General features: G+C 63.4%; 12 protein-coding genes. 8 read left to right on the top strand and 4 right to left on the bottom strand.

From position 1 onward, the window contains the following. Positions 1-46: 46 nt before the first annotated feature. The 7 genes from ispH to ACLD02_RS18545 all read left to right on the top strand — a co-directional run bounded on the left by ispH (position 47) and on the right by ACLD02_RS18545 (position 6,856). Positions 47-982, top strand: coding sequence for a 4-hydroxy-3-methylbut-2-enyl diphosphate reductase (gene ispH / locus ACLD02_RS18575; protein ID WP_203105709.1), 936 nt, complete (start codon positions 47-49; stop codon positions 980-982). A 208-nt stretch (positions 983-1,190) separates the two neighbouring features. Continuing rightward, a complete protein-coding gene (locus ACLD02_RS18570; protein WP_338015243.1) occupies positions 1,191-1,658 on the top strand; it encodes a GspH/FimT family pseudopilin in 468 nt (155 codons plus the stop codon). A 16-nt stretch (positions 1,659-1,674) separates the two neighbouring features. Then, positions 1,675-2,178 carry a type IV pilus modification protein PilV gene (gene pilV, locus ACLD02_RS18565; RefSeq protein WP_203105708.1) on the top strand — a complete coding sequence of 168 codons (504 nt, stop codon included), beginning with the start codon at positions 1,675-1,677 and terminating at the stop codon, positions 2,176-2,178. Then, the gene (locus tag ACLD02_RS18560; RefSeq protein ID WP_203105707.1) at positions 2,175-2,918 is read left to right on the top strand and encodes a PilW family protein; all 744 of its coding nucleotides are present in this window, start codon (positions 2,175-2,177) and stop codon (positions 2,916-2,918) included. The genes pilV and ACLD02_RS18560 overlap by 4 nt, the downstream gene beginning before the upstream one ends. Further along, entirely contained in the window at positions 2,915-3,466 is a 552-nt protein-coding gene (locus ACLD02_RS18555; protein ID WP_203105706.1) for a PilX N-terminal domain-containing pilus assembly protein, read from the top strand. Before ACLD02_RS18560 ends, ACLD02_RS18555 begins: the two co-directional genes overlap by 4 nt. 13 nt (positions 3,467-3,479) lie before the next feature. Continuing rightward, on the top strand, positions 3,480-6,431 hold the full coding sequence (locus ACLD02_RS18550) for a pilus assembly protein (protein WP_410299391.1): 2,952 nt from the start codon (positions 3,480-3,482) through the stop codon (positions 6,429-6,431). Then, the gene (locus tag ACLD02_RS18545) at positions 6,428-6,856 is read left to right on the top strand and encodes a type IV pilin protein (protein ID WP_203105704.1); all 429 of its coding nucleotides are present in this window, start codon (positions 6,428-6,430) and stop codon (positions 6,854-6,856) included. The genes ACLD02_RS18550 and ACLD02_RS18545 overlap by 4 nt, the downstream gene beginning before the upstream one ends. On the opposite strand, the gene ACLD02_RS18540 is transcribed toward ACLD02_RS18545, so the two are convergent. Then, positions 6,857-7,366 carry a Tfp pilus assembly protein FimT/FimU gene (locus ACLD02_RS18540; protein ID WP_203105703.1) on the bottom strand — a complete coding sequence of 170 codons (510 nt, stop codon included), beginning with the start codon at positions 7,364-7,366 and terminating at the stop codon, positions 6,857-6,859. 153 nt (positions 7,367-7,519) lie between these two features. Here ACLD02_RS18540 and ACLD02_RS18535 point away from each other — a divergent pair, with 153 nt between their 5' ends. After that, positions 7,520-8,599 (top strand): NAD(P)/FAD-dependent oxidoreductase, encoded by a 1,080-nt coding sequence (locus tag ACLD02_RS18535; RefSeq protein WP_410299390.1) that lies wholly within the window; start codon positions 7,520-7,522, stop codon positions 8,597-8,599. Here the strand turns inward: ACLD02_RS18535 and ACLD02_RS18530 are convergent. The 3 genes from ACLD02_RS18530 to ACLD02_RS18520 are packed head-to-tail and all read right to left on the bottom strand — an operon-like array spanning position 8,572 to position 11,748. Continuing rightward, positions 8,572-9,951: a sigma-54-dependent transcriptional regulator gene (locus ACLD02_RS18530; protein ID WP_410299389.1), complete on the bottom strand. Its 1,380-nt coding sequence runs from the start codon at positions 9,949-9,951 to the stop codon at positions 8,572-8,574. The genes ACLD02_RS18535 and ACLD02_RS18530 overlap by 28 nt on opposite strands. A gap of 2 nt (positions 9,952-9,953) precedes the next feature. Next, on the bottom strand, positions 9,954-11,504 hold the full coding sequence (locus tag ACLD02_RS18525) for a sensor histidine kinase (RefSeq protein WP_410299388.1): 1,551 nt from the start codon (positions 11,502-11,504) through the stop codon (positions 9,954-9,956). Continuing rightward, entirely contained in the window at positions 11,494-11,748 is a 255-nt protein-coding gene (locus tag ACLD02_RS18520) for a PP0621 family protein (RefSeq protein ID WP_203105699.1), read from the bottom strand. Before ACLD02_RS18520 ends, ACLD02_RS18525 begins: the two co-directional genes overlap by 11 nt. Positions 11,749-11,808: the final 60 nt, after the last annotated feature.

Raw genomic sequence — 11,808 nt, 5'->3', positions numbered from 1 at the left:
GGCCCGCGACGCGTATACTCGCCTCACAGTCCAAGCAGGTTTTCCTATGCAAATCCGTCTCGCCAATCCCCGCGGTTTCTGCGCCGGCGTGGACCGGGCCATCGAAATCGTCAACCGCGCCCTGGACGTGTTCGGGCCTCCGGTGCACGTGCGCCATGAGGTGGTGCACAACCGCTACGTGGTGGACGGCCTGCGTCAGCGCGGCGCCGTGTTCGTCGAGGAGCTCCATGAAGTGCCGGATGACGCCATCGTCATTTTCAGCGCCCACGGTGTCTCCAAGGCGGTGCAGGAAGAAGCCGAGCGACGCGCCCTGCGTGTGTTCGATGCCACCTGCCCGCTGGTCACCAAGGTGCATATGGAAGTGATCCGCTACGCCCGTGAAGGCCGCGAGGCGATCCTGATCGGCCATCAGGGCCACCCGGAAGTGGAAGGCACCATGGGGCAGTACGACACCTCCAAGGGTGGCCGCATGTACCTGGTGGAAGACGAGGACGATGTGGCGCGGCTGGAGGTGAACGACCCGGACCGGCTCGCCTTCGTCACCCAGACCACCCTCAGCGTCGATGATACCGCGCGCATCATCGACGCCTTGCGTGCCCGCTTCCCCAACATTCTCGGCCCCAAGCGCGAGGATATTTGCTACGCCACCACCAACCGCCAGGACGCGGTGCGGCAACTGGCCCTGGAATGCGACCTGGTTCTGGTGGTGGGCTCGGTGAACAGTTCCAACTCCAACCGCCTCAAGGAGCTGGCCGAACGTTGCGGTACGCCGTCCCACCTGCTCGACGACCCGGCGGTGATCGATCCGGCCTGGCTCACCGGCAAGAAATCCGTGGGTGTCACCGCCGGGGCCAGTGCCCCGGAAGAGCTGGTTCATCAGGTGGTGGCCCGCCTGCGGGAACTGGGCGGGGACCCGGAACAGGAGATTCCCGGTCGCGAGGAAAACATCCGTTTCTCCATGCCCCGCGCCTTGCGCGTCTGACCTTTTCGGCGGCGCCCGACCGGGCGCCGTGAGCCCTTCTTACCCGCCCGTTCACCGCGAAGCATGACGCCGTTCACAGGGGTTTCACCATACAAACCCTTGCTTATGCCGCTCATGTCCGTGAAGTGACCGCTTGTCTAAGTCCCGTTGTCCACGGTTTTACAATTGCTAGAGTGTCGTCACCCCAATGCGAATGGAGTACTCCGTGGTGCTCGACACAAGCGCGCGCAGCGCAGGCTTCACGTTGATTGAACTGATGCTTGGCATCACCGTGGCGGCGGTGTTGCTGACGGTGGCGGTGCCGTCCTTCCAAAACGTCACCGCCAACAACGCTCTGCGTGCCACCACCGCTGATCTGGTCACCGCCATCAACACCGCCCGCGCGCAGGCGGTGAATCTTCGCAAACCGGTGCTGCTTCGTCATCTGGGCGGCTCCTGGGACGATGGCTGGGAAATCTTCTACGACAGTGCCCGCACCGAGGGCGACCAGAGTTTTCACCCGGCCGGCAAGGCCACCGTCACCAGTAGTGTGAGCGAAATCCGTTTTCTGCCGTCGGGCATCATCGCCAGCAACGTGGAATTCAAGGTCTGTGACGACCGTAGCGGCGAGAGCGGTCGCAAGATCGAGGTCGGACGCTTTGGCGTGGTCGACAATACGGTGATCACCTGTGGGTAAGGGAAGGGGTAGACGAATGAAGCAGCAAACCGGGGTGGGCATGGTGGAAATCCTGGTCGCCCTGTTGGTTCTGGCCATCGGCGTGCTTGGCTACGCCGGCTTGCAACTGAGTGCCCTGAAAGGCTCGGAAAGCGCCCAGACCCGATCCCAGGCCACCGCCCTGGCCCGCGATGCCCTGGAACGTATTCTGGTTAATGGCGCCGCCCAGGCCACCTACCTGGACAAGAGCCAGTGGGGCGGGGCCCAGCAGTCCTTTGGTGACGCGCCGCCCACCGATTGTTACGACAGCGCCTGCAGTTCGGACCAGATGGCCGCCTGGGACATCGAACAACTCGAATGGCAGGCGGGCAGCCTGTTGCCCGCCGGTCGCATCCAGGTGGAGCCCTGTGATACCGGCGGTGGCATCACCAGTTGCGTGGTGGTGGCCTGGCGCGACCAGGACATCGACGATTGCCTGACCAATGGCCAGATCGCCGCCGACGAGGACTCCGAATGCGTGGTCATGGAGGTGGCACGATGAGAACGTCCAACCACATGGCCGGTTTCAGCCTGGTCGAATTGATGGTGGCGATGCTGCTGGGCCTGCTGATCACCGCCGCCGCGGTGTCGCTGTTTTCCACCAACCAGCGCACTTTTGCCCTGCAGCAGGCAATGAGTGAGTCCCAGGAGCAGGGCCAGCTCGCCCTGCGCTTTATTGCCCAGGACCTGCAACTGACCGGCTATATGGATGACCAGGTGGCCGCCACGGATTTTCCCGGTGTGCACCTGGCCACTTTTCTGGGCATGCCGCCTTCCTCCGACGGTGGTAATGAGGGTAACGACCGCCTCACCATCAGCCACCATGGCCTTACCGATTGCACCGGTACCGGCCTGACGCCGGCCGCCATGACCGAAGTGGTGAATACGTACTGGGTGGACGATGACGGCAACCTGAAGTGCCGGGGCAATCTGTCCTCCGATGACGTCATCCTGCTGCAGGACGTGCGCGGCTTTCAGGTGCTCTATGGCGTCGACCAGCTCGTGGATGCGGTTCCGTTCGCCGCCCGCTACGTAACCGCTGATAACGTGGCCGGCGATCAGGTGGTGGCCGTGAAGGTCGCCCTGCTGCTGGAAAAGCCGCTGCCCTCCATGGAAGGTGCCCAGGAGGAGCAGACATTTTATCTGCTGGACCACGAAGAGACGGTGAACGAAGGGCGCAGCCTGCGACGACAGTTCCAGTCCACCGTGGCGATCCGTAATTACCGTTGGGATGAAGTATGAAACAGACCGCCCCCACCCTGGCACGCGGCGAGCGCGGCGCGGCCCTGCTGATCGCTCTGATGATCCTGGTGATCGTTTCCCTGATGGGCATCACGGCGATGAAGACCAGTATGTTCAGCGCCAAGATTTCCACCGGTACCCAGGTGGACGCGATGGCCTTCGAGGGCGCCGAGTCCGCGGTGGCCGATGCCTATGCATACCTCTCCGGCCTTAACAGCAATGCTCTTCAGCCCTTTCTGCTCGGCCAGGTGGAATACCGTTGTCTTGGCGGTGGGGTAGTGCTGCAGACGCGCTGCGGCACCAGTGACTACATGGATTCACGGGGGCTGGTGCAGGCGCAATCTAGGATTCGCCAGAAAGGCATGCAGCCGGTCTCCGGCGGGCAGGTCAGCATGAGCGGTGGCGGTACCCTGATCGTCGATTACACCTTCGAGATCATGGGGGATTCGGAAGTGGAACAATTCGAAATCGAAAACCATCACCTGCAGCAGGCGCTCAAGCGCGGCATGGTGTCATCGACCGATTTCAACAACATCGGTCAGGAGTGATCGGGAGCGAACCATGAACAGAACCTTATTTTTTCTGTCTTTGCTGGGCGCCATCCTGCTGTCGCCGTCCACGGTGTACGCGGACGACACCGAAATCTATTTCGCTCAGGTGGATGCGAACAACAACGAGAACGAGAAAACCGCCAACGTACTGTTCCTGCTGGATACCTCCGGCAGTATGGAGCGTGGCAGCCCGACCAAGATGAGCCAGTTGAAAACCGCCTTCACTCAGGTGGTCGATGGCCTCGGCGATGGGGTGCGTATCGGGCTGGGTAAATTCAACGGTGGCTATGACAGCAATGGCTACGGTGGTTATGTCTTCTACCCGGTGAGCGAGATGGATGACCCGGGCCGTGAAGAAGTGAAGAGCCTGGTGAACAGTCTTTCCGGTACCTCGAACACGCCGACCATGGAAGCCTATTCCGAGATGGCGAGATACATGATGGGGTTGAGCCCCTCGGGTTATGCCAAACGCGGCGAGGCGACCGATAATGACCCACGGCTGTCCGTGAATATTACCTGTAGTTACCATGGGTGTACTTCAGAGAATTACTACCAGTCACCCATGAACATGGAGAACCAGTGCGAGTCCAATCACATCATTGTAATGACCGATGGTGATCCGACCCAGGACAGTGATACGAACAGTGTGAGGAACCTGACTGGCGAATATTGCAGTGGCTCCTATGATTGTCAGCGGGATCTCGCCTCCTGGCTTTTGAATGAAAGCAAGAACTCCAAGGGGCGTTCAGTGCGCACCTGGCAGGTGGCTTTTGGCGTGAGCTCGGGTTCCTCGCAGGTCACCAACATGAGAAACGTGGCGATAAACGGCGGTACCGAAGATGTCCGCCTGGCTGCCAGCGCCAGTGAACTGGCCGCCGAATTCAACGACATCCTGAATTTGATCGCCGAGGATTCCCAGACCATCACCTCGCCGGGGGTATCGGTCAACCAGAACAACCGGCTGGAGCACCTTGACCAGCTCTACTACGCCATGTTCAAACCGGAAAGCACCTCGGTCTGGCCGGGTAACCTGAAACGTTATCGCCTTGAAGGCGGTGGCGTGGTGGATGCCAATGGCAACAGTGCCCTGGATACGGAAACCGGTTATGTACGTGAGAGCGCCAAGAGCTTTTGGACCGACGGCGAGCCGGATGGCCCGGATGTGCGTAAAGGCGGTGCCCGGGCGGAGCTTTCCGGTCGTAAGCTGATCGTGGGCAATGCCAACGGAAACGGTTCCTATACGCTGGACACGGCCGCGCTGGAGGATATGGAGGCCGCGGATTTCGGTATTCCCGACGATGCGGTTCCGGCCTTTGATACCAAGGAAGAAGTCTACGCGGCTCTGCTGGAGCTCTGGGCGGACCCGATGCACAGCGTGCCATTGCTGGTGAACTATGAAGTGGATCAGGATGGCAGCGACGCCGATGATCAGGTCAATTACATCTTCGTGTCCACCAACGGTGGCATGCTGCATGCCATCGACACCAAGACCGGCGAGGAAAAATTCGCGTTCATGCCGGATCAAATGCTCAAACGGGCTTATGATCTGGTCCGCTCTCCGCCCCTGAAGGAAGACAACATCCGCAGCCTGTATGGTCTGGATGGAAGCTGGGTCGCCTACCGTACCGCCAAGGAAAACGGCGATGCCGATGAGGTTCATATCTACGGCGGCATGCGCCGTGGCGGCAGCAATTATTACGCGCTGGATGTTTCCGATATCAATAACCCGCATCTTGAATGGCGTATCCGCGGGGGCTGGGCGGACGAGACCAGCACCGCCGACCCGGACAGCGGTTTCAACCGGCTCGGCCAGACCTGGTCCACGCCCACTCTGACGCGCGTCCGGGTGGGGGACACGGTCAAGCCGGTGCTGGTGTTCGGTGGTGGTTATGACCCCGACGGTCACGACACCGCCGGTAGCCGCCCGATCAAGGATGACCTGGGCAACATGGTCTACATGGTGGATGCACTCACCGGCGAACGACTCTGGTCGGTTGGCAGTGATGGCGCCAGCACCCAGGTCAGCGAGATGAAATGGGGGGTGCCCGGCGGTGTCGCGGTGGTGGATTTGAACTTCGATGGTCTGGCTGACTATTTATATTTCGGTGATCTTGGCGGCCAGATTTTCCGGGTGAACCTGGACAATACGGCGACCGGCAATTCGGATCTGGTTGAGGGCGTGGTGCGGCTGGCCGCGCTCGGGGGGACCAGCACCCCCGACCATCGACGCTTCTACGAGGCGCCGGCGGTGGGTTATCAGCGAACCGGGCTCAGTGAAACCCTGTATGTGGTGCTGGGCTCCGGTTACCGCGCACACCCCTTGGATACCGACACCGAGGAGGGGCTCTTCGTGGTGGCGGATCGTAACTTCAAAAGTGTCTCCCAACCTGATGTCATCACGCCGAGTGATCTTCCGGTGGTCAATGGCGTCAACGCTCCGAGCCTGGATGGCTCCGGCGATGGCTGGCGCGTGGATTTCAATCGCGAGGGCGAGAAAGTGATGTCCTCGCCGACCATCTTCCAGGGCAGCGTGTTGTTCACCACCTACAAGCCTTCCGACACCGACCAGGACTCGGACCCCTGTGTGGTCCGATACGGCAACGCCTACGCTTACCGCGCCGACATGCTGACCGGCGAGGCGCGTTCGTTCAACAATGACGGTACCACCTCCGGAGGTGATGGCGACGGCAGTACCTGGGAGGGTGAGGAGTTGGAAGGCGGTTCGATTCCCCCCAGCGTGACGCCCCTCTCCATCGACGGCGGTGGCGACGGTGGTAATGGCGGAGACGGCGACGATGACGACGATGGCGGCGGAGATCCCAAGGTGGTCTTTAATGTGGGGCTGGAAGTGCTGGGGGGCGAGGAGATTGCCTACGACATGTTCCGCAAGCAACGCTGGTATCCGATGGAAAAGAACGACGCCAACCAGTACTTCCCGCCGGGCCAGGAGGGTGAGCAATGAGCCTGACGAAAAAACGGCAGGGCGGTTTTACGCTGATCGAACTGATGATCGTGGTGGTGGTGGTGGCGATTCTCGCCGCCATCGCCTACCCGGCCTACACCGAGCAGGTGCGCGAAACCCGCCGCTCCGAGTATCAGGGCAAACTGATGGATCTGGCGGCGTCCCTGGAGAATTACCGGGCGCGACGCTTTTCCTACAAGGACGCGGACAGCAACCTGGGTAATCTGTCGCCGGAGTTGAACAGCAACGATTACTACACGGTGAGTATCTCCGTGACCAATAACAATCAGCGCTACGAGATCACCGCCAACCCCAAGGGGCCGCAGAGCGGTGACGGCCAGTTGCGCCTGGACAGCGAAGGCCGTACCTGCTTCGTCAAGGGCGGCACTTGTACCCTGGGCTCTTCCGCTTCCTGGGGTGATTGATCAGGGGCAGCGGCTGCCTGCGTCCGGTTCGATGCGGGCAGTGCCCATGACCGTCATGACGATGCGCCGCGCCTGCCCCTGATTGCAGATCAGGAAGTGTCCGTTCTGGTAGTACAGGTTGCCGAGCCGGCCATAGCGTAGCGCCTGGCCGCGAAAGCGCCGCCATTCCAGGGTGGTGCCGGCGGGCAGTTTGAGTTGTTCCACCACATCCGCCGGGCGGATGCGGCCATCGCCGTCGGCGTCGCCGGCAACCACAAGGTGGTCGGTGACGTCGAAACGATCACATTGGCTGTTACCATCACACAATAGTGTTGGCCCATGGGTGAAGGCTCGGGCGCGGGCGCGTTGAATCAGGCCCAGCACCTGGTTGCTGGCGGCCACCACCCGCTGCCGGGGCAGCAGATCACGGCTGACGTAATGCCCGGCGCTGAGCAGAATCACCGCCACCGCCAAGGCGGTGAGGCTTTCCACCAGGGTAAAACCTCTCGGCGGCGTACCCGTGACGTCCATGTCATCCTCCTGGGGCGCCGGTCGGCGCCATCGCTTTGATCCGGGGCAAGATCCCGGTGGTTATCCATATCCGGTTTCAGTTTACGTCCCCGAGGGGCGTTGCTCTGTGTTACCTTTGCTGGCCTTCCTGTCATCCAGAACCCTCGGAATGCTATGGCTGATGTACTCATCATCGGTGGTGGAATCGTCGGATTGTTGTCGGCGTTGTCGCACACTGATCGTGGCCGGCGGGTGACGTTGGTGGATGCACCGGCGTCCCATCCCCCGGCGTCCTGGGCCGGCGGCGGCATCCTCGCGCCGCTGTTCGCGTGGCGCTATCCCGATGCAATGAACCGTCTCACCGCCGATGGTCCGGCCCGCTACCGGGAGCTGGTGTCCAGGCTGGCCGGCTACGCCGGATTGCGGCACGACGATCTGTGCGACAGCGGCCTCTGGGTGGAAGCCACCGGGGCGGAGCGCGAGAGCGCTCTGGATTGGGCTCGGGACTGGCGCCAGCGCTGCGAGCCGCGTGCCCTGGCCGATGCGTGGCCAGCCGCGGAGGATCGCGACGGCGTCTGGTTTCCGGAGGTGGGCAACATCCGTAACCCGCGTCTTCTCAAGGCGCTGCGGGCGCGGCTGGCGGACCAGGGCGTCCGGCGCGTGGAGGATCGGGCGGTGGCCGTGGAACCAGAGGGGCGGGGCGCCACCGTGGTGCTGGCCGGCGGTGAGCGCCTGGCCGCGCCGTCGGTGCTGATCAGCGCCGGGGCCTGGAGTCCGTCGCTGCTGGCCCCCTTGGGGGTGTCGGTGCCGCTCTTCCCGGCCAAGGGCGAGATGCTGTTGTATCGGCTGGCGCCAGGGCAGGTGCCGTCCATCGTGCTGACGGAAAACGGCTATCTGATTCCCCGTGCCGATGGCGCCGTGCTGGCCGGTTCAACCCTGAAGGAAGGCGACGCGTCCACCGAACCCACGGAGGAGGGGCGACGCCGCCTGGAGGCCATGGCGGCCTCGATCCTGCCGGCGTTGGCGGATCTGCCCCCCGAGCACCATTGGGCGGGGGTGCGGCCCGGTTGCGGCCGGGACTGGCCCTATCTGGGGGAAGTACCCGGCACCCACGGCGTGTTCGCCGCCGTGGGCCATCACCGCAATGGGTTGGTGTCGGCGCCGGCCAGTGCGGAATTCCTGGTGCAGTTGATGAACGGCGAAACGCCGTTCCTGGACCCGGCGGATTACTCGCTGGGGCCGTCCTCTTCCTGATCCAGCTCCAGCTTCTTGAGGCGGTAGCGCAGGGAACGGAACGTCATGCCCAGCTTCTTGGCGGCGGCGGTGCGGTTCCAGTGAGTGGCGTCCAGCGCGCGCAGAATTTCCTGTTTCTCGATTTCCTGCAGATAGTCCTCCAGCGGTAGCTGGGGGTGCCGCCCGCCGGGGTCTCCGGCGATCTGTGGGGCCGGTTCGGCGCTTGGCAGGTGCAGGTGGTCCGGCTCGATGCGCGGCCCGTCGCACAGGGTCATGGCGCGCTCAAGAATGTTTTCCAGCTCGCGAACGTTGCCGGGGAAGGTGTATTGGCGCAGCGCCGCCATGGCGCCGTCGCCCACCTCGGGAGGGGCGGTTTCCCAGGCCTGGCCGAGACGCAGCAGAATGTGCTCCACCAGGGCGGGAATATCCTCGGGCCGTTCCCGCAGCGGCGGCACATGGGCCTCGATCACGTTGAGCCGGTAGTAGAGGTCCTGGCGGAAGCGGCCGGCGGTCATCTCTTCGCCGAGATTGCGATGGGTGGCGCAGAGGATGCGCAGGTTGACGTCGAATTCGCGGGATTCACCCACCGGACGGATGGTCTTTTCCTGGATCGCGCGCAGCAGTTTCACCTGCATGTGCAGGGGCAGGTCGGCGACCTCGTCGAGGAACAGGGTGCCGCCGTCAGCTTCCCGGAACAGACCCTTGCGGTCCTCCACGGCGCCGGTGAAGCTGCCTTTGCGGTGGCCGAAGAACTCGCTTTCCATCAATTCCGAAGGGATCGCGCCGCAGTTCACGGCCACGAAGGGTTTCTCACGGCGCGGGCCCAGGGCATGGATCAGCCGCGCCACCCGTTCCTTGCCGCTGCCGGATTCACCGCTGATGTAGATCGGCGCCTGGCTGCGCGCCAGCTTGCGGATCTGTTGCTTGAGGCGCTGCATGGCCGGGCCCCGACCGATCAGGCCGTCCTCCTCGCCTGCGCCCTCGGCGGCCGGCTCGGCCCGGCTGATGCCCAGGCCGTCCTCGATCAGTTGGCGCAGGCGGTCCAGGGCCACCGGCTTGGCGATGAAGTCGTAGGCGCCCAGCTTCATGGCCTCGGTGGCCACTTCCATGTTGCCGTAGGCGGTGATCACCGCCACTGGCATGTCCGGGGCGCGGGCGGCGGCATGACGAATCAGATCAAGACCGGTGCCGTCACCGAGGTTCATGTCGGTGAGGCACAAATCAAAAGTCCCGCCGTCCAGCAGTCGCCGGCCTTCCTCCAGCGACGCCGCCGCGGTGGCATCGAGCTTCATGCGTCCAAGGGTAATGACGAGCAGTTCCCGCAGGTCGGCTTCGTCATCCACTACCAAAACGCGAGGCGTATTCTCTTTCATGGTTATTGAAACTGCCGATCCGGGTGCGCACAGGTTATCACAAAGCGGGCGCCCGGTTGGGCGTCCTCATGGTCGAGGGTGGCCTGATTGGCCTGGCACAACTGGCGGCACACGTACAGTCCCAGGCCGTTGCCCTGATCGCTGGTGGTGTAGAAGGGCTCGAACAAATGGGCGCGGGCCTCTTCGGGCACGCCGGGGCCGTCGTCGGTGATCGTGACCCAGGGCAGGCCGGTACGAGGATGCACGCCGTAGGCCAGGGTCACGGAAAGCGCGTCGCCGCCGTGTTGAAAGGCATTGCCGATCAGGTTGTCCAGGACCTGGACGAACTGGTTGCGGTCGAAGCGCACCGCCACCTCGGTGTCGCCTGGGGTCAGCATCAGACGCTCAAAGCCCGGGCCGCGTTGATGCCAGCCGGCAACGATGTCGCCGAGGGCCTCGGCCAGGGAAAAACGGGCCGCCTGGCCACGCGGACGGCGGGACAGATCAAGCACATCGCTGATGATGCCGTTCACCCGTTGCACGTGCTTGCGAATGATGCTCAGAAGGCGCGCGTCCTCGGGGGATGCGTCCGCCTCGCCAAGCAACTCGGTGGCGTGGCTAATGGCGCTCAGCGGGTTGCGGATTTCGTGGGCCAGGGTGGCCGAGAGCCGCCCCAGGGAGGCCAGGTTGAGTTGCTGGGCCTCCTGGGCGATGTGGGCGGTGTCTTCCAGGAACACCAGGGTGAGGTTCTCGTGGCCGGTGTCCATGGCCGCGAAGCGGGCGCTCACTTCCGGCGATTGGCGGGAGGGGCGGAACGGCGCCGGCGCTATGTGGGGCGCCGCCTGCCAGTGGTGGTAGCGTTCCCTCAGCGATTCGGGAAGGTGCTGGCCGGCCATGACGATACCGAAGAAGGCATCCGCCGACGGGTTGGACTGCAGCACCCGTTGGACTTCATCAAACACCATTACCCCGGTGCGCATGCGCGCCACGATCTGCTGGTTGAGCGCCTCCAGGCGCTGGATCGCCACCCGTTGGCGGGCCGCGATGCCTTCGCTGCGCTCCAGGCGCTCGGCGATCTGCTGGATGATCAGCGATACCATGAAGAAGGCGATGCCCAGCAGGCCGGCTTCGGTCAGTTGGAACGGGGCTCCGTCGCTGGTCTGGATGGCGAAGTAGAATTGCTCGAACATCACCGTCAGCGTGGCCAGGGCCGCGATCAGGAAGCCCAGCCGGCCGCGCAGCAGGATGTTGCCGCCGGCCACGTTGACCAGCAGCAGCACCGCCAGGCCGCCTTCCAGGCCGCCGTTGGCATGCACCACCAATCCCAGCACCAGCACATCGATCACCAGGGCCACCGGCTGGGCCCAGGCGGGCTTGCGCGCGGGCCGCGCGTAGTCCATCAGCGAGGACAGCAGGGTGAGTATCAGGTAGCCGATCACGGTGGCTTCGAACAGGACCGGCAGATACTGACCGATCACCGTGCGGTCGCTCAGATAGAACGAGGCCAGTAGCACCGTGGCGATGACGATGCGGTAAAGATTATAAATGCGCGCCGGCGTCCAGCTAGGGCTCATGGTGTTCCAGATACTGGCGCTGGTGCTCCTGGGAACAAAAACCCAGGCCCCGGTGCTTGAATGCTTCCCGCTCGGGCACATGGAGACCGCACTGCTGGCAGCGGATCATGGTTTCGCCGCGCGGCTCCGCGGAGCGCGCCGGACGTTGGTCGTCACCGCCGTTGGTGGCGGCCAGCAGGCGTTTGGCGAAACGCCACACCAGGTACACCAGTGCCGCCAGAATAAGCAGCCGAATCAACCCCATAAGGTTCTCCCAGACGCCTGTGCAAGGTCAGGCGGCTACAGAGTACAATCACCGCTCCAC

Origin of the sequence: Alloalcanivorax sp. C16-2 (assembly GCF_046507615.1) — a bacterium.
Classification (GTDB): Bacteria; Pseudomonadota; Gammaproteobacteria; order Pseudomonadales; family Alcanivoracaceae; genus Alloalcanivorax; species Alloalcanivorax marinus_A.
Note: the sequence above shows the minus strand (reverse complement) of the source record. Positions and strands in the feature narration are given on the sequence as shown.